Raw genomic sequence first — 19,790 nt, forward strand, 5'->3', positions numbered from 1 at the left:
AGGAATGCAAAACATTTTGCATTCTATTTTGCATTGTCATCCGAATTAAATAGTCCTTCCATAATCGAATTTATCTTCAAAGAATCTGATTCTTCCATTTCTTTAACGATGTGGCTATATATATTTGATGTAGTCGTTAATTCAGCGTGTCCTAATCTCTTTGATATCGTAATAAGGTTTATTCCCTTATACAAGAGGATAGAGGCGTGAGTGTGTCTTAATCCGTGGAATGTTATCGGATTTATTTCAAGTCTGTCACAGAGCTTAATAAGGGTCTTATTACATGAGGAATTGGCGATGATGTTACCTTCGTAATTTAAGAATACTAAATTCTTATCATTCTCTACACCAAATTTATCTAAGATTTCTATTTGGTCTTTTTGATATCCTTTAAGTATTTCAATAATGTCATTATCTATTGAAATCTTACGGTTAGAAGATTCTGTTTTAGTCGTTTTGAAATCGAGTTTATCTTTGTAATCCCAGTTTTTATTAATATCTATAGTTCTATTCTTAAAATCAATATCATTCCAGGTAAGTCCACATATTTCTGAGAATCTTGCTCCAGTCGATGCGCCTAAAAGAATCATATACCTACCGACATATAATGGATTTAGATTTGATTTTAATTCCTCAATCAATTTTTTATAATCTTCATAGCTTAAAAATTTGTCATCTTTATTTTTAGGAGGTTTCTTACCAGATATTACAACCTTGCGAGTAGGGTCTGAAAATATTATTTTTTCATCTATGGCATCAGCTAGGCAAGCTCTTATATGAGAATTTCGTTTCCGAGTTGATTCTTTAGAATGTCCTTCTGCGTATTTATCAATAAATGTTTGATATTCTTTTTTAGTCAATTCCTTTAATTTAATTCCTGGCAAATGATTTTTTATCAATTTTAGAGTACCTTTATAAACTTGATCAGTTCCTAATGTGTATTTGCCAATCTTATAAGTATTAATCCATGTTTCAAAGTAGTCTGATAGTAGAATCTCACCGCCATTTAGTTGCGCACCTTTGAATAATTTACTTTCAATCGCATTAGCAGCAACTTGAGCAGCTCTTTTATTAGGGAAGCCATTACCATTTTTTGTTTTATAAACACCATTTTCTTTATAGGAAATTCTGTATTGCCATCCTGTTTTTAACTTCTTAAAACTTGCCATTTTTTTCACTCCTATTTTATGATACAATAGGCATAGAAAAGAAGCCTATCATAAGGTTATTTTTTAGATGAACATTCCTCTGTCCGCCAAGATTGAGGGAATGTTCTTTTTTATCAATTAATTTAAATTTTGAATCGCATAATCAGCCTCTTCTGGGGTGAATTTTTCTCCATACTCAGAAGTTAGTTGATCTCTTATTGCTTCTGGCGACATTGACATACTATCTTGATAGTTTCTAGCTTTAGTTAATGCATTTGCATTCCAATCAGCTTTTACATTATCTATAGCATACTGAGCAGCTTCAGGAGAAAATTTTTCTCCATATTCGGATGTTAATTGATCATATAGTCCCATTTTAGACATCGCCATCTTTTCAGAATAAGCATAAGCCTTATTTAAGGCAGATTTATATTCTGTAGGAAGGTTGGCAATCGCTTCTTTTGCTTGTTCTTCTGCGATTCGTTTATCTTCAGCCTCTTTTTTTAACCGTTCTTCTTCGGCTATACGCTTATCTTCAGCTTCTTTTTTTATTCTATCTTCTTCGGCTTTGGCTTCCGCTGCTAATTTATCTTCGGCTTCTTTTTTTATTCGGTTTTCCTCTTGGGTTTGCCTAACTTTTTCGCCAATTAGTTTATTTTTTTCAGCTTCAGCTTTTTTCTTTTCTTCAAAATCTTTATCTAAAGGAAGAACAGTAACTTTTACTTTTTTTGATCCAGCTCTAATTTTTAATGATTGTTTTTTTAAAGTTCCGTTAACCTTTAAATTAAAGTTACCGTCAGAATCAAGTTTCGATACTTCTATATCATTACCGTCTTCATCCTCGATGGCAACTAATCCTTTTCCAGTAAATTTTCCAGAAAAATAGACATAACCTTGTAAATCTTCATTCGGATCCATTTCTTTTTCATTTACTTTCAGTTTTTCTAAATCTTTTTTACTAACTTCTTCAGGCTTTGAATCGTGTTTATCATTGTTTGAACAAGCTGAAAATGTTAACAAACATAAAATTGAAACACCAACAATAACAATTTTTTTCATTTCTCCACTCCTATGATATAATATTTATATACCATATTTGATAACGTGGGTATTAATCCTTAGTAGTGTTCCAGCACTCTCTAGGGATTTTTTATTTAAATTCCATTGTAATCGTATTACTAAAATAAATTAACACACCTTTATATTGAAACATTGTACCATAGGTTGATTTATAATAATTAGTAGCATTCCATAAAAATTCAATGTCCACTTCGAGGAAATCTGCTACTTCATAATACTGCGTCAGTCCTAAACTGTAGGCTTCAATTAATGCTTCTAAAGGAACTAGTTCAATATAAGCATATTTTCTGGCCAAAAGTTCTTGCTTTCTATTTTCTATGCTAGTTTGATCCAAAATATTGCCAACAGTATATTTACTATGCATATATTCTTCCATCAAGGTTGTTTTTTTCAAATCAGTTTCCATGTTTTTATCAATGATAATGCCTTTACCTTCTTTATAAACTCCAAGAAGTCCGGTAGCGTTAAACAATTCAGCTTCTACAACATTTATGTTACTACATATTTCATCTAATAGAACCTCATAACTATTCATATACCAACCCCGTTATTTTTTTGAATCTAAGATTAAATCAATATAATCATTAATTTTATCTATATCAGATTTTGTTAGTTTTTTCTCGCTATTTGCCATATGTGCCGCAATTGTTGCTAATGGACTTTCCTCCGAAATGTTGTCTCGTGAAGGAAAAAAATCATCAACTTTAACTCCGAATATCACTGATAATTCAAATAAAACATCTTGATTGGCTTTTCGGTCCCCGTTTTCGTATCTGCTTATAGTCTGTCTTGTTGTATTGAGTTTGTCTGCTAGCATATCTTGAGTCATTCCTCTAGCTTCTCTAAATGTTTTAATTTTATTCCCAACGAATTCGTTTAAATGCATTTTATTTCTCCTTTAATGAAGTAATTTAATTAATGATATCATAGATAGCACCATAATGGAACTTTTTTATTACTTTTCGCACTTATTTGTTTACATAGCACCGAAATGGTGCTATTATGTATTCATGGAGGTGAGACACATGCAACTAAAACTTTTTGTTTTAAGAAAGTCTAAAAAGCTAACACAAAAAAGAGTTGCTAGCTACTTAGGTATCGCAGTTCAAACTTATCGTAACAAAGAAAATGGGATTCAACAATTCAGCCAAGATGAAATGTTTGCATTATCAACCTTATTTAATTTATGTATGGAAGATATTTTTTTACCTAGAAAGCACCAATATGGTGACAAAATAAAAACAAGGTAGGAGTTCTTAAAATGACAAACTTACAAAAATTCAACAACGAGTTATTTCAATTAGAAGTAAGGTCAGAAAATGGCGAATCATTATTTGATGTAGAAAGTGTAGCAAGAAGTATAGGGATTACCCAGATTGCCAAAAGTGGAAACGAAGTAGTTCGATGGGAAAGAGTAAATAAATATTTAAACTTGTCATCCCCACAAGTGGGGACAGTGATTTCTCCACAAGTGGCGAAAGGTTCTTTCATCAGTGAACCGATGGTATACAAATTAGCCTTCAAAGCAAACAACGAAGTTGCTGAAAAATTCCAAGACTGGTTAGCGATGGATGTCTTGCCTTCGCTCCGAAAAAACGGAATGTACGCTACAGACGAACTGCTAGACAACCCTGATTTATTAATTGCAGCAGCTACTAAATTAAAAGAAGAACGTACATTGCGCCTTGTAGCAGAACAACGAGTAAACGAGTTGCAGCCAAAAGCGGATTACTATGACAGCATTCTAAAAAATAAAAGTTTAGTAACAATCACTGTTATAGCCAAAAATTATGGGATGTCCGGACAAGCTATGAATGAATTGTTGCATAAATTAGGTATCCAATATAAACAAAGTGGAACGTGGTTGCTTTATAGCAAATATCAAGATAAAGGCTATACGCATACTGAACTGTTACCTGTGCAAGGAAGCGATAATTTAAAACCTAGTACGAAATGGACTCAGAAGGGGCATTTGTTTATTTACAATTTGCTAAAGGAAAACGATGTGTTGCCGATTATTGAGCAACAACAACTAGCATAGGAGGGGATCAATATGGAACAACAAACAGTTGAATTAAACATTGTTTGGCAAGTCCCAGCGGACTCAATAATCATAAAGAAATCTGAGTACAGCGAATTAAAGGGTCAGAGCTTAAAAGGCAAGTGGTGGACGATGGCTGATATTAAAGAAAGAACTGGCCATGACTATGCTTGGTTAACCGAAAACATTTTTTACCAACCGCATTTTGAAAAGATATTAAATATTAAAAATGGGGGATTTGTGAAGTATAGCAAAGGAACTGGTAGCTATTGGGAAATGTTGGCACAGCCTATGTCTGATTTCTTAGAAGAACATTTTCCGGAAATTATGTCGGTTAAATAGAGGGAACTGGAGGGGCAAGTGATGAAAAAATTTCAAGTGGTTTATTTCTACAAAGAAAATGGTGAGAATTTCCCAGTAATGGTTAGTGAAACAAATAGTTTAATCGATTCAATATTAAATAAAAAGCCACTAATGAAAATACTAGATAAATCGCCCAAATCAAAAGGAAATTTATACGCATTAGTGACTGGTGTTGAATTTAAATTAGATATTTAAGAATTGATTCTTAGTATTTTTAAAGAACAATCTAACCAGTTAAAAACATTAGAAAAGATAAATGATTTTAAAATTGAAGTTTTTTTATTGCCCATTCTTTAGAAGCTGAGTTTAGCATTTCTTTCCAAGAGGCAAAGTTAGTTTTTTTCGTAATGAAAATGTCTAATTCGTCTTCTGGTATAGATTCGATATCTGAAAAATCAAAAGTACTTTCGTCAGCAAATTCAGAGAAACTCGTAAAAGTCGAATTTTTTTGCATAAATTTATTTGAGAATAATTCAGAAAGAGGTACTTTGTTTTCTCCACCTAAATCTTTTAAATTTTTTTCAAGCTTATCAAGTCCTGTAATTTTAAAATTTTTACCCATTTATAACACCTCATTTCGTTTTAAATTTAAGCATTAAATCTATTAGTGAGATAGTAATTAATACATTTTCTATTATAAACTATTTTAGAGTTTAGCACAACATACTGTGCAGAATGTATGTTCTTATACAAGGGAGAGTGTTGTAGGTATGTGGAAAGTAATAAGTGAGATCATGGTAAAACAAAAAATAAGTCAGTATGAGCTAGCTAAAAGAATGAAGGTTTCGAGAGGAACTATAACAGAATTAAAAAAGGGCAGAATAAAAAAACCGAGCTTTGAACTAGCTTGTAAAATTGCTGATGCTCTTGGTGTTAGTCTTAATGAATTGAGGGAGGAAAACAGAAATGGAGTTTAACCAGTTTGTACTCATATGTATGGTAGCATTTGTACTTTTTGTATTACTGATACTATCAATTGTTTATCGTAATCGTCCTATCGTGCATTCTTACGACTGCTACAAGGACGTTCGGAAAGATGTGGCTTATATGAAACAGAAAGGCTACCGAGCAAACTATGTATCTGATAACCAAGTTGAGTTTTTATGGGAGGGCAGAAAATGAATGAATCATTCGCAGTTTTATTTGTAAGAGACAATCAATACTATCCAATCGCTTTAACTGAAGAACAAAATATAATGTTGCAAATGAGTATAAAAGCACTACTTCAAAATAAAGTTACTCTTATAGATCAACCGTTTGGTCGAGTTGTAAATTTAGCTGAAAATTTATCAAAGAACGGAGAGGTTTAATTGAATATTCTCACACCTCAACAACTACAAAATATCCTAGCTTATCTAAGCCTAGAATATGGAAATTTAACTATTGACGAAATAGCAAAGCAAGCTAAAACCGATGGTTTGGGTTGGAGCTACAAAAAAGGAGAGATTTAAATGAATAAACGAATCGAAAAAAAGATAAGTCGCAAAGGTATGAGTAAAGAAGGAAAGGTATTCTTTAACCGGATTAAGACCTATCAACGTATTTTAGATGAACTTGATAAAACTTGTTTAGGTATTAGGCGTGAAATGCACGTGAAATCTGAGGATTTAATTAAATATTCTGAATTTTGCGGAGAAACTCCAACGTATCAAGAAGCTAACGGCCCGTATTCAAAATATGAGTTTAAATTTGAAGGAATTAGATATTTCAGTCTATTTAGTAAAGAAGAAGAGTATGAGTTTTTCAATAAAAGTTCTCGATCAGACGACACAATCGAAATCAACGGCGTTAAATACAAAAAAGCTGACTAGGCGGCAACCTAAATCAGCGACTTGAAAAAAACATCTAACAAAAGTATATCACAGAATGGAGCAAATTAAAAATGAATGAATTAATAGAAGAAGTTGAACAAAAAGAAGGGTACAAGGTTACTGATTTAAGCACTGCCACATGGGCCATGAGAAAACTATCTAAAATTGAATCTGAAATTAAAGAAGTAAAAGAACTTTCAGCAGCAGAACATTCTCGAATTGAGGAATGGGAAACTGCACGAGTAAAAGGTTTAAGCGAGAGTCAAGATTATTTTAAACATTTACTTGGAACATATCTTTTAGAAGAAAAGCAAAAGGATCCTAAGTTTAAATTGAGTACGCCATATGGAAATGTTTCTACACGTAAGAAACCAGATGCTTGGGAATATGACGAGCAAGGAATTGTACCGTTTTTGAAAGAACACGAAATGTTAGATTTCGTAAAAGTTAAGGAAACAATTGATAAAATAGCATTCAAAAAGGCTGTTCAAGTAATGCCTGATGGTCGAGTAGTAAATGATGATGGAATTGTTATTGATTGCGTAAAAGTAGTACCACAAGGCGAATCAGTAGTATTTAAGGTGGTGTAAATATGGAAAAATCAAATGAAATAGGCGCTCTTGCAAAAGCAATGGGTTTATTCAGAAGCAAAGTTGAACAACCTGCAAAAGATGCTAATAATCCATTTTTTAAAAGTAAATATGTAACTTTAGAAGGCGTTATAAAGTCAGTAGATGCAGCGATTATTGATACTGGTCTTACATGGTATCAAGAGCCAGTTAGTGACAATAACAAAATTGGAGTAGCAACTCATATTTTCCATGAGAGTGGCGAATGGCTAGCGTTTGAACCATTCTATGTAACTCCAACTAAAGTTGATCCGCAAGCTCAAGGTTCTGCATTAACTTACGCAAAAAGATATTCGTTAGCTGCCGCTTTTGGAATTTCAAGCGATATTGATGATGACGGGAATAGTGCAAGTAATACTACGAATAATGGTGATAAAACCAATGGAAACAACAATATAAATAACAATGGGGAAACAGCTAAACCAATTACTCAAAAACAAATTGGGATGATAAAAAAATTATTCAATGAGTATGCAACATTAACCAAAGCAGACGTTACTAAAGTTAGTGATATTGCTTTGAAACGAAATAGTATCAGCTCTTTAAATAATGCAACTAGCTTGCAAGCTAGTGCGGTGATTAAATTTATGCAAGACCAAATTACTAAAAAGCAAACTGAAAGTAACGTTTAAAACATTGCGGAATTCAAAATAGGAGGATAAGTATGGCAGAAATATCCTGGATTAAATTAAAAACAACAATGTTTGATGATGAAAAGATTCGATTAATTCAATCAGTTCCAGAATCAGATGCAATTCTAGTTATATGGATTCGTTTGTTAGTTTTAGCTGGAAAAACAAATGATGATGGGCTGATTTATATTCAAAGAAACATGCCTTACTCAGAAGAAATGTTGGCAACCTTATTTGGTAAAAACGTTAATACTGTAAGGCTTGCTCTAACAACATTAGCAAATTTCAACATGATTGATTTAACAACAGACGGCTTAATTGCAGTCACAAATTGGGAAAAACATCAGAATGTAGAAGGTCTAGAAAAGATTAGAGAACAGAACAGATTGAGAGCTAAACGGCATTATGACAAGCAAAAAAATTCTAACGTTAGTCTAACGTTATCTAACGCAACAGATATAGATAAAGAATTAGATATAGATATAGATAAAGAAAGAGATATAGTCGAGCAGAAAATTCCTTTCTCAGAAATTATTGACTATCTAAATCTAAAAGCTGGTAAAAAGTTCAAAACAACTGATAAACATAAAACTTTAATCCGAGCTAGATGGAACGAAGGGCAGAAGCTTGAGGACTTTAAACAGGTAATTGACAACAAGGTCCATGATGCAGAGAACCCTAGAGACTTGTTTAGCGCTAAATACTTGCAACCAAGCACATTGTTTGGGACCAAGTTTGATCAGTATCTAAATCAAGTTCCGCTTGTCGAGAAGAAGGAGGTCTACAATGACGGAGCTGATTTCTAGTTTTGAAGATATGAAGGGCCTTCTTAATCAAGTTAAGCAGAGCGATGATTGCTGCTCAATTCATAATGAACGACTTGTTAGTTTTAAAGAGTTCACTCCGTTTTGTCAGTCATGTAAAAAAGAAGCAATCAATGCTGAGTCTGAAAAGTTAAGCAAAGAAGCTTATAAGGCGCACCAGTTAAGAGTGACTACTGAGGTATTGGCCAAGGATTCAATTTTATACGATGAAACGATTGCTAAAGCTACTTTTAAGAATTATTTATACAAGAATGGCTCAGAAGAAGAGGCGGTTAGAGATAAGGCCGTTGAGTTAGGACAACGATATTTACAAGGTGAACTCTTTAATAGTCTCTTTTCGGGAGAACCTGGAGCAGGTAAGAGCCACCTCGCAATGGCAATATTAAACGTTCTAAACAGCACTATGGAAAAGCCTGTCTCTTGCTTGTTTATCTCTTTCGAAGAGGTACTGTCGCTGATTAGGGACAGTTTCAACAATCCTAGAAGCAAGTATACAGAAATGAACATGATTGATTTGATGGGTTCAGTTGATTATTTAGTTCTGGATGATGTTGGATCAGAATCGGGCCGTTTGAAACGAACAGATAACAACCAAGTTTATGCAACGGACTTCACAGTTAAGGTCCTTAAACGGACTTTAGAACGTAGGCAAGACAAAGTGACGATCATTACAACAAATTTAAGCAGGCATGAAATGGAAACACTATACGATAAGCGAGTTACAAGCAGAATTTACCGCAATATCGGTGGAAATATAATCAAGTTTACAGGAATTAAAGACAAACGAATTAGCGGGTAGGAGGTTGCAAAATGTGCGAGCAATGCAACAACGATAAAGTTTTATGGGTGCAAATTAACGGTATAACGCAGTGTCAGCCTTGTCTGAATTGCAACGTGCCGAATGATAACAGCAGTAGAGACTATTTGAGAGCACAACTTGAAAGTATGGGAAAGGCGGAAGGTAAATGAATGTCGAAACGATTTTAAATTCAATAGACAAATTTGTAAGCATCATAATCGCAATTCTATTAGTTATCTCAATGTGGCATGGCTACACTTTGAAAATTGGAGACTGGTTAACAATGACTCAACGTCCGATTAAAGACAGTTTTAAGAAAAAAGGAGCTAATAAAAATGACAAATAAACTAGAAGAAGTATTCAAAGAGTTACAAGAGAGCCATGTGCTTGTTGATAGAGAAGAGTATGAGAAATTGGTTGAGAAGGCGGAAAATACGAAGGAAACAGAAAAGGAAGCAGAACCGAAATTCTTGGTTGGTGAATATTATACAATCGGCTCGAGCGGTAATAACAAAGAAATCTTTATAGTGACTTCTACAGAAGATAAATTAAGAGCGAAATCATATATAGCGAGTTCTGATCACTTCTCTATTATGAGTACAGAATTAACAGGGAATTCATTCGTTGTTACAGACTCTAAACTTGCAACAGACGAGGAAGTCAATCTATTCAAACGTGCTGAAATGTATCATAAACACAATAGAAAGTTAGACGAGCTGAAAATTGGGGATTTGCTAATAGACAAAGGCACTAGTTGTGAGATTTATCAAGTAGAGGATCATCACGGAGCTGTGGAAGATATTATAGCTGGGCTTGTTGTTACAGAAATCTATCTAACAGTAGAAGAGCAAGAAGAAGCTTATAAAAAGATTGTAGGTGAGTAAATGAAACCATGGCAATATTTTGAACAACAAATTATCACTGCTAACGACTTTTACAGAAGAAAAGGTTGGGGAGCAATCGAAAAGATTCCTAACGACATGAAAACTATCCGAATGAACGGAAGAATGATGTCTGTTCCTTCAGGAAAGACTGGTTGCGACTTCATAGGAGTGTACAAAAGTTTACCTGTAGCGATTGAAGCGAAATCAACTCAAAAAAAATCGTTACCACTTATGGCTCAAAATGGTCCGATGATTAAAGATCACCAGGTTAAATTCTTAAAAGATTTTCAGCAGTCTGGTGGTAAAGCGTTCCTTATCGTTAAATTTGTGACGGTTAACAGATGTTTTCTACTTTCAATAGATGAATACTCGGAATTGAAATTAAAAGCCTTAGAACGCAATAGAAAGAGCATTCCGATTACCGACTTTGCAGGTCATCAAGTGAATGAGCGAGGATACATTTTAGATTATCTGCAAGGAGTTGATTTAGCATGAAAATAGATGTGAATTTAGATCAAGTCATAGCTGAAATTGACACGCTAGTTTCAACGTATGAATTTCCGACTAGCGTTCTTCAGGATGTTGAAAAAAGACTTTTAGACTATCGAGAAGTTAACTACGCTAAACAGCAATTAAGGTATTTAGAAAATATTGTAGCGAGAGGATTAGTAGAGCTAAAGGAGAATCCTAGAGTAGAGATAGAGGTGGAGTAAGTGATCAAAATATTAGAACTTTTTGGCGGGATTGGTGCTCCTAAAAAAGCCTTAATCAATTTGAAAATCGAGCATAAAAGCATAGATTACGTTGAATGGAACGAAAAAGCAGTCCGTAGTTACAATGCAATGTTTGATAACCGATATGCTGCGCAAGATGTTCGAGGATATAATTTAAAGCCTGATTGGCTGATACATGGTTCACCTTGCCAAGATTATTCGATTGGCGGTAAACAATACGGTGGAAACGTTGAAGATGGGACTAGAAGTAGTCTGATGTTTGAAACTATTCAAATAATACAGAATTTAGGTGTGTGGAAGCCTTCAGTTGTGATTTGGGAGAATGTTCCAAACGTTTTAAATAAAAAGCATTTGCCTGCGTTTAATCGCTATATTAACGATCTCGACAAACTAGGCTATACAACAAACTATGAGATTTTAAACTCTTTGGATTTTGGAATACCTCAACATCGAAAAAGACTTTTTGCAATTAGTTGTTTAAACGGAAATGTTTTTGATTACTCAAAGTTAGAAAAAACTACAGCGCCGATTATAACAGATTTTCTTGAAACATCGTTTGATGACAAATATATTCTGACTCAGCCAAGTATGCTAAAGAAATTACCAGGCAATGAAGTTGATCCAAATTTCAATAGAATGCTTGATGTGATTACGACACATTCCTTAACTATTACAACAAAGCAGATAAGGTGTCCTAACGCAGGAGTGATAAAAATAGCTGATGACAAGTATCGGATACTAACAGAGCGTGAGTGTTGGCGCTTAATGGGATTTACCGATGAAGATTTTGATCGAGCTAATAAAGAACATCCTGGTATGCAAGGGAAGCTAAACGGAACACTGTATCATCAAGCAGGGAATTCAATAGTTGTGCAAGTGTTAGAAGCAATATTCAAAGTATTACTAAGTGGAAATTATGGCGGTGGTATTAAGCAAGAAAGTTTATTTTAAGGAGGTAGCTAATGATTACCGAAAAACCAGTAATGGGATTGAATTATAAGCCTTACAATTTTGGAGTGGACAACGAAATAGTAAAGAGAAATTACAAGAATTCATTATATGAAATAGGCGAGATTGTCTATTGCGAACAAGGGCTAAATAAGTTTTATGGTGAAGTCATTGTATTTTACACGAATAGTGTGTTGGTTGAAGTTGAGGGGCATCAAAGGAAAGTAGTTTCGTTTAAAGATATCAGGAAGGTGTGAGGGAATGAGTAAATTACAGAAATTGATTAATGAGCGTAAAGAAGAATTAGCACAATTAGAGGCAGAAAGAGGGACTAGATTTCCGATAATTGAGCAAGCTAGAGATATTAGGATTGCTTATATTACTGCAGAACTAGAAGACCTAGAAATGTTGTTAGAACATCAAGTAGAAAGCCCGAAAGATAAGTTTGAATTTACAAATGACGAATATTTATTAATGTGGATTTTAGTAAGTGAAGGAATTGATGCGATTAAATTTAAAGGTGGATACGGTGAATATTGGTTTACTGAACGGCAAGCGAATTCCTTATTGTCTAAATTAGCCAAAATTGATAATGAAATAAGGGGGAAAAAGAATGATTAACAGAGTGGTATTAGTTGGAAGATTAACAAAAGATGCAGATTTAAAATATACATCTAGCGGAACAGCAGTAGCTTCATTCACGCTAGCAGTAAATAGACAGTTTACGAACCAAAGCGGAGAACGAGAAGCAGATTTCATCAACTGCGTAGTATGGAGAAAACAAGCCGAGTCATTAGCTAGCTTCACTCGAAAAGGCTCGTTAATTGGAGTAGAAGGCAGATTGCAGACAAGAAGCTATGACAATCAACAAGGCCAGCGTGTTTATGTTACGGAAGTAGTCGTTGACAGTTTTTCTTTATTAGAGTCGAAGGCAGCAAACGAGGAACGTCAGCAACCGCAACAAACGAACAGACCGGCAAACAACCAAGCTAATAAACAGCAGTATCAGCAAGATAGCTTACCAGGTACTGATCCATTTGCTTCAAGCGGACAACCAATCGACATAGATAGCAACGACCTTCCATTTTGAGAGGAGTAGATAAATATGCGCTACTGGTATCGACAACGAAAACCCTACTCAGCAATACCAGCTGGGTGGGTAGCTGCGAAAGACTTTTCCTTTGTGGCTTATGAGAGAGAACTAACAGATAAGGAATTGCTAGAATATGATTTGGAAATTTGGGAGGGTGAAGAATAATGACAGAAATTAAGTTACGTGATAAAGAAATAATTGCACAATTATCTTATGAAGATGGGTGGAAACCAGCAGTAGGAGTAAAAGTCACTATTAAAGGTATTGATTTTTCTTTTGTATTTAAAAATCTCAATTCGCCAGTTTTGGTCATATCAGAGTTAAGCAGTGGCGCAAAACTGTATGAATACAAATTAACGCTACTAGAATTGTTAGAAACCACTACAAAAGAACAGACCTATGCATTCATTAGAAAGTTCGCAAAAAAAGTAGAAATGCTTATTGATTCATACGGATTGGAAAAGATAAAGAAAAAGGTTAAAGATAGTAAAGAAAAAAGCGAAATCAAGTTTGGTAAAATGCCAGAAATCCGTGATTGCGAAGGAGTGATACAATGAACGAATCGGAAATCATAGCTACCCTAGCTTTATTTTATGGGTGGTGGCTAACAAGCTCAATTAAAGGAGTTAGCAACTCTATAAAGGAATTAACAGAGTATCTGAAGGAACGAGATAAACAGTAAAGGAGAATGTAAATGGAAAAAGATGGAGTATACATTGTAAAGGACGGCAAGACTACCTACATTGTCCCTGACGGCGGTTTCGGGCAAGTCGTAATAGGATTTACCAATTCAAAACCAAACACAGCAGAAGTCAAAAAAACAATTAAATTATAAGTCTGGTCGAAAAAATCGAAGGACATCTTAACGAGCGCAAAGTTGCGTTGGTTGAGGTGTCCTTTTTTGTATGGAGGAATGGATATGTGGAAAGATGCCGATAGATTAGTAATTGAATACAAGGAAGGTCTGAAGGATTTAAAGCTAGAACGTGAGCTTATTAAAATAAATGACGAGCATTCAGACGATTTGAGACTTTTAGGCGGCATGATTTCAGATATGGAACACGCAATTGAATGGTTAGAGACTGCTAGAGAGCCAGGAACAAGGAGAACAATATCTAATAGGTCCAGATATCAGAGAACAAGCTTGTGGGGAGATATAGAACATCTGTCATTAATGGTATATGAAGAACAACAAAGGCTAGAACCTATTTCAAACGATCAATTAAATGAATTAGATGCTGCATTAGCTAAATTACCAGCAAGTGAACGAGCTGTGTTTGTTGCGGTAGTCGGGAAAGGGTTAAGTCATTCAGAAGCTGCCGATTATCTAGGTATTCAGAAGGACACTCTTAAAACTTATCTGAAAAGAGCTAAGAAAAAAATAGAAAAAATGCACGATAAGGGATATCAATTACAATTAATAGATTTTTGACCCCCAAACACCACTAACTAGTGAAGGCTACATTTGAAGCAGTAAACAAACAATTCGTTCTTTGAAAGAAAAGTTACTTAATCTTTCAAATGTACCACTCACTGAAAAACAATTCAGCAGGCAGTAACATAACTATACAATCCATCCGTGGCAAGAAAAATTAGGCTGTCTGCTTGGATAAAAAGATATCAGGAGGAATGGGTTCAAATCCTTACTGATAGCATATTAAAAAACTCCTTAGTCGTCATGACTTTGGAGTTTTTTTGTAATTACAATATAAAGAGAAGATAGAATTTCTAATTAAATTTTTAAATACTTCCGAATGATACAGAAGATATTTCACTAACAAAAACACACATAAAAGGCATTTTAACTGGAGTGGAATTCAATATCGTGACATCTTTTAGCCAAACTAGTTGTCTAGGATATCTTTTGTCATCATTTCTATCTTCAATTTCTAAACTATCCAAAAGTTTATCATATGAATCAAGCGTTAGTTTTACCATCTTCATATTTTCAAAGTCTTCTGGAGTTGACAAAGGTGTCCCTGCGATAGTTGCTCCTCCTGTTTGTAGAATAAGTTTTTGATTGCTTGCTTCGGCCATGATTATCATTGTGTCAATCATTTCTGGTCTTACTTCTCTCATGTTGTAAACTCCTTTTAAATTATTTCAGCGGACCACTCGCTGATTATTTAATTATATCACTTTATTATTTCGTTTGTAACGCATTTATTTTGTGTTATCATTAGGTATCAAATAGAACGGAGTGAGTTAATGAAAAAAACAGTGTCAGATTTAATCAATACAAAAAATAGTAACCATGAGATTTTTGATAATGGTTATAAATGGTTTTTTAGTCATCTTGAAAATGAATTGCTGAAAAGTAGAGATGTAACGTCGTTAATTCAAGATTACAATGACGAAGCAGTTGCATTCATCTACTTGCAATTAAAAGAAATGGAAAGAAAAGATATAGAGGATTTAGCTAGTGATGATTTTCCAAAAGTTGTTAATCAATTAACAGAAACAGTAAAAGAAAAATATTCAAATGAAATTGAAAGTGCGCCTTTTTTTATTACTGAACGTGCAAAAATGATGATGAAACAAAATAAAAGATAATATTGTTTGCTGTAGTTTCATTGGAATAAGAGTTTAACGGGCACTCATTTGAGTGTCTTTTTTTATACATAAAATTAGGAGGTGGTAGTTATGACAGAGGCTAGTGAATCGGAATCAATTGTGGTTTATGAATGGCAAAGATATTTAGTTGAGCGAGCGGGCGTAGCCGCGGAAGAAGCAGCGGCTGCAATGAACCGTCTAATGCAAGGTATGAGTATAGCTAATGAAAGGACAGAAACCTTTAGAGAGCTGACCTCAGTTGATGAACGTAAGACAGGTAGTAAAAGGAATGGGACATTAGATAGACGTGAAGCCTTCGGGAATATGTTAAAGCTCAATAAGAAAGGGTGGTGATACAGCATGACTGAGATTAAGAAACCTATACTGCAAGATCATAAGAAGAAGCAGAAGAAAGCAGATGCGGTAGTTAATGAGTACCTAGATGTCCTGCAGGCCTCATGGGGGCTAGTAGAGGACCAGGAGGCTATGGTTAAGAAAGCAATTGAGTTAAGAATGTTTGGCTCAGTTATACAAAAGCTATTAGAAGATATAAATGCATCAGGAACTTTAACACCAACAATCGAAGCGTTGTGCAAATTACACCGAGAGTTTGACGTGATTGCTTTAGAGTCGGGACCGTATAAGAAAGAGGATTACATCCATGCTGTACTACAACCATTCATGACAGGTGATAGCAATGCCTAAGATGCCACTTAAACCTTGTGCCTTTCCGACATGCGGGAAGCTAACAGATAAGTTGTACTGTGAAGCACATAGCAACTATAGACCAGAGAAGCACGCAAGCTTATACAATGCAGAGTGGAGAAAGAGACGAGCTAACTTCTTACTTCGTCATCCGTTTTGTGAGTGTGTTGATTGTAAGAAGAGTGGTAAGAAACTATTAGCAACTGTTGTGGATCATAAGACAGCTCATAAAGGGAATAAGAAACTCTTTTGGGATGAAGATAATTGGCAAGCAATGACCGTAAGCCACCATAACAGGAAGACTGCTAAGCATGATAGAGGAAGCTGGGGAGTATGAATAAATAACCACCCTCCCTATCCAAAATGTTTCAGAAATTTTTACACAAAAGAACGTGCCCTCTTCTTCAGACAAAATTCCCTTTTTGAAAGTTTTTTTGAAGGGTAGAAACGTTGATTTAACAGCGTTCTTAAAAACGAGAAATAAGAAGGGTAGTCAATCGTAATTGCTGTCATAGCAATAGGTTGGCTATTTTTATGCATAAAAAAACAAAAAGGCGAAAAAGGAGGCGAAACAATATGGCTGGGAGAAACAAACAACCGATTAGTTTAGTAGAACATAAAGGAAAAAAACACCTGACAAAAGAAGAAATAAAAAAACGCAAAGAAGAAGAATTAGTTGCTCCAAACGATAAAGTTGAACCTCCTGATTATTTGCCGGCAAGACTAAAAAAAAGGTTTAAAGAAATATCTGAGGAACTAATTAAAATTGGAATTATGAGTAATTTAGATAATGAGGCGCTAGCTAGGTATTTAGTGTCTGAAGATACTTATCAACGTTTGAGTAAAAAAATGGTAAGAGAAGATGCTTTGGATGATTTAGAAGCGTTTGACAAAATATCTAAAACTCAAGAACGAATGTTTAAACAAGCTAGAGCGGCAGCTACAGATTTAGGACTCACTATTAGCAGCAGATGTAAGCTTGTTGTTCCTGAGAAGAAAGAAGAACCTCCGAAAACAGAAGGGGAAAAAAGGTTTGCTAATAGAATATGAATGAATTTGAAGAAAGAGTCCTTAGTTACTGTGAAGATATAACCAACGGAACAATTAATGCATGTATCGAGCATAAATGGGCTGTTGCAAGATTTAAGAGAATGTATCAGAAATCGAAAGAAAGTGATAATTACTATTATTTTGATGGTGAGATACTGGAAGATTTTTATTGGTGGGCGTATGAATTTCAACATGTCGAGGGCGTGTTAGCTGGATGTCCAGTAGAACTAACTGATTTTCAATTGTTTCAAGGGGCTGCTATTTTATGTTTTATTAAGTATAAAAATGGAGCTAGATTAGTAAGAAAAGCATATGTTCAATTAGGACGTAAAAATGCTAAATCTCAATTCGAAGCAATATTGGGCTCCTTTATCGCGTTTATTGGTGATGAAAAGCAAAGGATGTATATTGCGGGTTGGACGAGAGATCAATCAAGTGAAGTTTATGAAGCTGTTAGGGATGGAATTAGCCATAGTGAACTGCTAGACGGTAAATGGAAAGAAACCTACGGAACCATTAAAGTTCTGAAAAATAAATCTGTAATTATTCCCTTATCAAAAGAAGCTAGAAAAACAGGGGATGGTAAAAACCCCTCAGTTGGGATTATTGATGAATATCATGCTCATGAAACAAGCGAAATATATGATGTCATAGACTCTGGTATGAGCGCTCGTAAAGAGCCGTTATTAATAATCATAACTACAGCTGGGTTTAACTTAAATAGCCCTTGCGTAGCAGAATTTGATTATGTACGAAAAATATTAGACCCTGAGTTAGAAGTTGATAATGACGAATATTTTGGATTGATTTGTAAATTAGATGAAGGCGACGATATCAAAGACGAAAGCAACTGGATAAAGTCTAACCCTATCCTTGCTACTTATGAAGCAGGTATAGATTCGATAAGATCAGCATTAACAATAGCACTTGAAATGGATGAAAAGATGCGCTCGTTACTAACAAAAGTTTTTAATATTTGGGTGGACCACAAACCTAAAGGATATATGAAGATTTCTAAGTGGAATGATTGTGAAATTTCAATTGAAAAAGCTCAAGAAATAGGCATTTTAGATGTAGATGGAAATCTAGATTTATCTGAATGGCACATTTATCTTGGTACTGATTTATCAATGACAACGGATTTAACAAGTGTTGGAACGGTTGCTGTTAAGAATGGGAAATATTTTGTTATGCAGCATTCATTCACACCAGAGGCTTGGTTCAAAGAACGGATGGCAAAAGATAAAGTTAGATACGATTTATTTAGAGATAGAGGATTGCTTGATGTTACTGAAGGTGATGTTGTGGACTATCGTTTTGTTAAAAAATATGCTTCTGATTTTGGAAAGAAACATGAGGTTAGAGAGCATGGTTTTGATAAATGGAACGCAGGGGATTATGCTCAGGTATTAGGGGAAGAACAAACAATGGTTGAAATTCCACAAGCAACATCACAATTAAGTACGCCTACTAAGCGATTTAGAGAAGTTGTTTATCAAGGGGATGTCTATCACTTGGGGGATGAGTTATTAAAGACAGCCATAAATAACTCGGTTGTAAAAACAGATGACCAGGAAAACATTAAAATATCAAAAGAGAAATCAAATTCTAATGGGCGTATTGATCCAATAGCAGCGGTAATAAATGCTTTTGCTCGTGCGATGTATGATGATTTTAGAATTGATTTAAACGAACGCATAATGAGCGATGATTTCAGTTTTTAAAAGGAGGGTAAATATGGAAAACCATTTTATTGAATCAAAAAATTTACTAGTTATAGCTAACATGCAAGGCGTGAATGGAGAAATTGCTAAAGCGATGAAAGAAGAATATGCGGAAGCGTTTGGGTGTAAAGTTATAGTTGTTTACGGTCCTTTTAATTATGTACAAAAGCAAGAAGAGGATACTGCTAAGTATGATTATGAGGAAGAATTGCTTACAAATGGAGAGAGAACTGTTCAACGTAATATTTATCTTTCTAAATCTAAAATAGAAAAGCAAATTATGGACTCATTGGATGTAGAAGAAGCTGTTGAATTTAATTGGGAAGGTGAGTAAATGAAAAATGATTCGAAACTTCCGAAACATTCGAAAAATAGTGGAACCTATAGGCAAACGTTAATAGTAGGAACTACTTTAATGAATACGGAAGAAAATATAGAAAAATATATTCTTTTATTCAGAGAAAGAGGTATCGAATGTAGCTATAACAAAAAGAGGAAAATTTTGAAATCAGAAAATTGGATAGTTTTTGGAGAATCAATTAAAACAATGTATAGCACGGACGGCTTAGAGATAGATGAATTTGAATTGACCACTAACGTTCTTCAAAAATGCAATCTGACTGAAATAGTTGAAGTAATTAAAATTTGTAAAGGCGCTACGGCTTCTCGAAGAAAGGAGAGGTTGAGTAAATGGGGTTCAAACTAACTGATTTCCTATTTTTAATAGGTATAGTGCTTATATTTTTGCCAATATTCCGATTCGATGTGGATG

Annotated in this window: 37 protein-coding genes and 1 pseudogene; 32 read left to right on the plus strand and 6 right to left on the minus strand. The window is 34.5% G+C overall.

What is annotated here, in order from left to right; all coding sequences use genetic code 11:
• Window positions 1-23 precede the first annotated feature (23 nt).
• From MHI00_RS04425 to MHI00_RS04440, 4 genes and pseudogenes are all read right to left on the minus strand, one after another.
• A complete protein-coding gene (locus MHI00_RS04425; protein WP_341111438.1) occupies window positions 24-1,169 on the minus strand; it encodes a tyrosine-type recombinase/integrase in 1,146 nt (381 codons plus the stop codon).
• Window positions 1,170-1,286: 117 nt separating this feature from the next.
• Window positions 1,287-1,595: pseudogene (locus MHI00_RS17710) on the minus strand (Ltp family lipoprotein); the annotation flags it as partial.
• A 703-nt stretch (window positions 1,596-2,298) separates the two neighbouring features.
• Window positions 2,299-2,763: a toxin gene (locus tag MHI00_RS04435; protein ID WP_341111442.1), complete on the minus strand. Its 465-nt coding sequence runs from the start codon at window positions 2,761-2,763 to the stop codon at window positions 2,299-2,301.
• A 12-nt stretch (window positions 2,764-2,775) separates the two neighbouring features.
• Window positions 2,776-3,114 (minus strand): helix-turn-helix domain-containing protein, encoded by a 339-nt coding sequence (locus MHI00_RS04440; RefSeq protein ID WP_057000205.1) that lies wholly within the window; start codon window positions 3,112-3,114, stop codon window positions 2,776-2,778.
• Between the two features lie 139 nt (window positions 3,115-3,253).
• Here MHI00_RS04440 and MHI00_RS04445 point away from each other — a divergent pair, with 139 nt between their 5' ends.
• Genes MHI00_RS04445 through MHI00_RS04460 form a run of 4 tightly spaced genes read left to right on the plus strand, consistent with a single transcriptional unit; the run spans window position 3,254 to window position 4,827 of the window.
• Complete coding sequence (locus MHI00_RS04445) at window positions 3,254-3,478, plus strand: helix-turn-helix transcriptional regulator (RefSeq protein ID WP_341111445.1); 225 nt, start codon at window positions 3,254-3,256, stop codon at window positions 3,476-3,478.
• Between the two features lie 11 nt (window positions 3,479-3,489).
• Window positions 3,490-4,269 carry a phage antirepressor gene (locus MHI00_RS04450; RefSeq protein ID WP_341111447.1) on the plus strand — a complete coding sequence of 260 codons (780 nt, stop codon included), beginning with the start codon at window positions 3,490-3,492 and terminating at the stop codon, window positions 4,267-4,269.
• A gap of 12 nt (window positions 4,270-4,281) precedes the next feature.
• Entirely contained in the window at window positions 4,282-4,611 is a 330-nt protein-coding gene (locus tag MHI00_RS04455; RefSeq protein WP_341111450.1) for a DUF771 domain-containing protein, read from the plus strand.
• Between the two features lie 21 nt (window positions 4,612-4,632).
• A complete protein-coding gene (locus MHI00_RS04460) occupies window positions 4,633-4,827 on the plus strand; it encodes a hypothetical protein (RefSeq protein WP_341111452.1) in 195 nt (64 codons plus the stop codon).
• Window positions 4,828-4,894: 67 nt separating this feature from the next.
• On the opposite strand, the gene MHI00_RS04465 is transcribed toward MHI00_RS04460, so the two are convergent.
• Window positions 4,895-5,194 carry a hypothetical protein gene (locus MHI00_RS04465; RefSeq protein ID WP_318589083.1) on the minus strand — a complete coding sequence of 100 codons (300 nt, stop codon included), beginning with the start codon at window positions 5,192-5,194 and terminating at the stop codon, window positions 4,895-4,897.
• 148 nt (window positions 5,195-5,342) lie between these two features.
• Here MHI00_RS04465 and MHI00_RS04470 point away from each other — a divergent pair, with 148 nt between their 5' ends.
• From MHI00_RS04470 to MHI00_RS04570, 21 genes are all read left to right on the plus strand, one after another.
• Window positions 5,343-5,549 (plus strand): helix-turn-helix transcriptional regulator, encoded by a 207-nt coding sequence (locus MHI00_RS04470; RefSeq protein ID WP_341111456.1) that lies wholly within the window; start codon window positions 5,343-5,345, stop codon window positions 5,547-5,549.
• Between the two features lie 201 nt (window positions 5,550-5,750).
• A complete protein-coding gene (locus MHI00_RS04475) occupies window positions 5,751-5,942 on the plus strand; it encodes a hypothetical protein (protein WP_341111458.1) in 192 nt (63 codons plus the stop codon).
• The gene (locus MHI00_RS04480; RefSeq protein ID WP_015077143.1) at window positions 5,943-6,083 is read left to right on the plus strand and encodes a hypothetical protein; all 141 of its coding nucleotides are present in this window, start codon (window positions 5,943-5,945) and stop codon (window positions 6,081-6,083) included.
• Window positions 6,084-6,443, plus strand: a complete 360-nt coding sequence (locus tag MHI00_RS04485) for a hypothetical protein (protein WP_035065599.1) — start codon at window positions 6,084-6,086, stop codon at window positions 6,441-6,443.
• A 71-nt stretch (window positions 6,444-6,514) separates the two neighbouring features.
• A complete protein-coding gene (locus tag MHI00_RS04490; RefSeq protein WP_341111465.1) occupies window positions 6,515-7,033 on the plus strand; it encodes a host-nuclease inhibitor Gam family protein in 519 nt (172 codons plus the stop codon).
• 2 nt (window positions 7,034-7,035) lie between these two features.
• Window positions 7,036-7,704, plus strand: coding sequence for an ERF family protein (locus tag MHI00_RS04495; protein WP_341111466.1), 669 nt, complete (start codon window positions 7,036-7,038; stop codon window positions 7,702-7,704).
• A gap of 32 nt (window positions 7,705-7,736) precedes the next feature.
• Window positions 7,737-8,510, plus strand: a complete 774-nt coding sequence (locus MHI00_RS04500) for a phage replisome organizer N-terminal domain-containing protein (RefSeq protein WP_341111467.1) — start codon at window positions 7,737-7,739, stop codon at window positions 8,508-8,510.
• Entirely contained in the window at window positions 8,491-9,327 is an 837-nt protein-coding gene (locus MHI00_RS04505) for an ATP-binding protein (RefSeq protein WP_341111468.1), read from the plus strand. The genes MHI00_RS04500 and MHI00_RS04505 overlap by 20 nt, the downstream gene beginning before the upstream one ends.
• A 166-nt stretch (window positions 9,328-9,493) precedes the next feature.
• The gene (locus tag MHI00_RS04510) at window positions 9,494-9,673 is read left to right on the plus strand and encodes a hypothetical protein (protein ID WP_341111470.1); all 180 of its coding nucleotides are present in this window, start codon (window positions 9,494-9,496) and stop codon (window positions 9,671-9,673) included.
• On the plus strand, window positions 9,663-10,211 hold the full coding sequence (locus MHI00_RS04515) for a hypothetical protein (RefSeq protein WP_341111472.1): 549 nt from the start codon (window positions 9,663-9,665) through the stop codon (window positions 10,209-10,211). The genes MHI00_RS04510 and MHI00_RS04515 overlap by 11 nt, the downstream gene beginning before the upstream one ends.
• Window positions 10,212-10,706 (plus strand): Holliday junction resolvase RecU, encoded by a 495-nt coding sequence (locus MHI00_RS04520; protein WP_341111474.1) that lies wholly within the window; start codon window positions 10,212-10,214, stop codon window positions 10,704-10,706.
• The gene (locus MHI00_RS04525) at window positions 10,703-10,924 is read left to right on the plus strand and encodes a DUF6877 family protein (protein ID WP_341111476.1); all 222 of its coding nucleotides are present in this window, start codon (window positions 10,703-10,705) and stop codon (window positions 10,922-10,924) included. Before MHI00_RS04520 ends, MHI00_RS04525 begins: the two co-directional genes overlap by 4 nt.
• Complete coding sequence (locus MHI00_RS04530; protein ID WP_341111478.1) at window positions 10,925-11,896, plus strand: DNA cytosine methyltransferase; 972 nt, start codon at window positions 10,925-10,927, stop codon at window positions 11,894-11,896.
• Between the two features lie 11 nt (window positions 11,897-11,907).
• A complete protein-coding gene (locus MHI00_RS04535) occupies window positions 11,908-12,150 on the plus strand; it encodes a hypothetical protein (protein ID WP_010053680.1) in 243 nt (80 codons plus the stop codon).
• 4 nt (window positions 12,151-12,154) lie between these two features.
• Window positions 12,155-12,514: a hypothetical protein gene (locus MHI00_RS04540; RefSeq protein WP_341111484.1), complete on the plus strand. Its 360-nt coding sequence runs from the start codon at window positions 12,155-12,157 to the stop codon at window positions 12,512-12,514.
• On the plus strand, window positions 12,507-12,983 hold the full coding sequence (ssb, locus tag MHI00_RS04545; protein ID WP_341111487.1) for a single-stranded DNA-binding protein: 477 nt from the start codon (window positions 12,507-12,509) through the stop codon (window positions 12,981-12,983). Before MHI00_RS04540 ends, ssb begins: the two co-directional genes overlap by 8 nt.
• Window positions 12,984-12,998: 15 nt before the next feature.
• Window positions 12,999-13,151: a hypothetical protein gene (locus MHI00_RS04550; RefSeq protein WP_341111489.1), complete on the plus strand. Its 153-nt coding sequence runs from the start codon at window positions 12,999-13,001 to the stop codon at window positions 13,149-13,151.
• Window positions 13,151-13,543 (plus strand): hypothetical protein, encoded by a 393-nt coding sequence (locus tag MHI00_RS04555; protein WP_341111490.1) that lies wholly within the window; start codon window positions 13,151-13,153, stop codon window positions 13,541-13,543. The genes MHI00_RS04550 and MHI00_RS04555 overlap by 1 nt, the downstream gene beginning before the upstream one ends.
• Complete coding sequence (locus MHI00_RS04560; RefSeq protein ID WP_341111491.1) at window positions 13,540-13,668, plus strand: hypothetical protein; 129 nt, start codon at window positions 13,540-13,542, stop codon at window positions 13,666-13,668. The genes MHI00_RS04555 and MHI00_RS04560 overlap by 4 nt, the downstream gene beginning before the upstream one ends.
• A gap of 12 nt (window positions 13,669-13,680) precedes the next feature.
• Entirely contained in the window at window positions 13,681-13,821 is a 141-nt protein-coding gene (locus MHI00_RS04565; RefSeq protein ID WP_341111493.1) for a hypothetical protein, read from the plus strand.
• 84 nt (window positions 13,822-13,905) lie between these two features.
• Window positions 13,906-14,418 carry a sigma-70 family RNA polymerase sigma factor gene (locus MHI00_RS04570; RefSeq protein ID WP_341111496.1) on the plus strand — a complete coding sequence of 171 codons (513 nt, stop codon included), beginning with the start codon at window positions 13,906-13,908 and terminating at the stop codon, window positions 14,416-14,418.
• Window positions 14,419-14,726: 308 nt separating this feature from the next.
• Here the strand turns inward: MHI00_RS04570 and MHI00_RS04575 are convergent, their stop codons facing one another.
• A complete protein-coding gene (locus MHI00_RS04575; RefSeq protein WP_341111499.1) occupies window positions 14,727-15,065 on the minus strand; it encodes a hypothetical protein in 339 nt (112 codons plus the stop codon).
• A gap of 129 nt (window positions 15,066-15,194) precedes the next feature.
• On the opposite strand from MHI00_RS04575, the gene MHI00_RS04580 reads away from it, so the two are divergent.
• The 7 genes from MHI00_RS04580 to MHI00_RS04610 all read left to right on the plus strand — a co-directional run bounded on the left by MHI00_RS04580 (window position 15,195) and on the right by MHI00_RS04610 (window position 19,724).
• Window positions 15,195-15,539 (plus strand): hypothetical protein, encoded by a 345-nt coding sequence (locus tag MHI00_RS04580; protein WP_341111500.1) that lies wholly within the window; start codon window positions 15,195-15,197, stop codon window positions 15,537-15,539.
• A 90-nt stretch (window positions 15,540-15,629) separates the two neighbouring features.
• Window positions 15,630-15,893, plus strand: a complete 264-nt coding sequence (locus MHI00_RS04585) for a hypothetical protein (protein WP_341111502.1) — start codon at window positions 15,630-15,632, stop codon at window positions 15,891-15,893.
• A 6-nt stretch (window positions 15,894-15,899) separates the two neighbouring features.
• On the plus strand, window positions 15,900-16,244 hold the full coding sequence (locus MHI00_RS04590; RefSeq protein ID WP_341111504.1) for a hypothetical protein: 345 nt from the start codon (window positions 15,900-15,902) through the stop codon (window positions 16,242-16,244).
• Between the two features lie 534 nt (window positions 16,245-16,778).
• Window positions 16,779-17,294: a phage terminase small subunit P27 family gene (locus MHI00_RS04595; RefSeq protein ID WP_341111506.1), complete on the plus strand. Its 516-nt coding sequence runs from the start codon at window positions 16,779-16,781 to the stop codon at window positions 17,292-17,294.
• The gene (locus MHI00_RS04600) at window positions 17,291-19,018 is read left to right on the plus strand and encodes a terminase large subunit (protein WP_341111508.1); all 1,728 of its coding nucleotides are present in this window, start codon (window positions 17,291-17,293) and stop codon (window positions 19,016-19,018) included. The genes MHI00_RS04595 and MHI00_RS04600 overlap by 4 nt, the downstream gene beginning before the upstream one ends.
• Before the next feature lie 13 nt (window positions 19,019-19,031).
• Complete coding sequence (locus MHI00_RS04605) at window positions 19,032-19,352, plus strand: hypothetical protein (protein ID WP_341111511.1); 321 nt, start codon at window positions 19,032-19,034, stop codon at window positions 19,350-19,352.
• Entirely contained in the window at window positions 19,353-19,724 is a 372-nt protein-coding gene (locus MHI00_RS04610; RefSeq protein ID WP_341111513.1) for a hypothetical protein, read from the plus strand.
• The last annotated feature ends 66 nt before the right edge of the window (window positions 19,725-19,790 follow it).

The sequence above is a fragment of the Carnobacterium sp. FSL E2-0243 genome (assembly GCF_038003605.1).
Classification (GTDB): domain Bacteria; phylum Bacillota; class Bacilli; order Lactobacillales; family Carnobacteriaceae; genus Carnobacterium; species Carnobacterium maltaromaticum.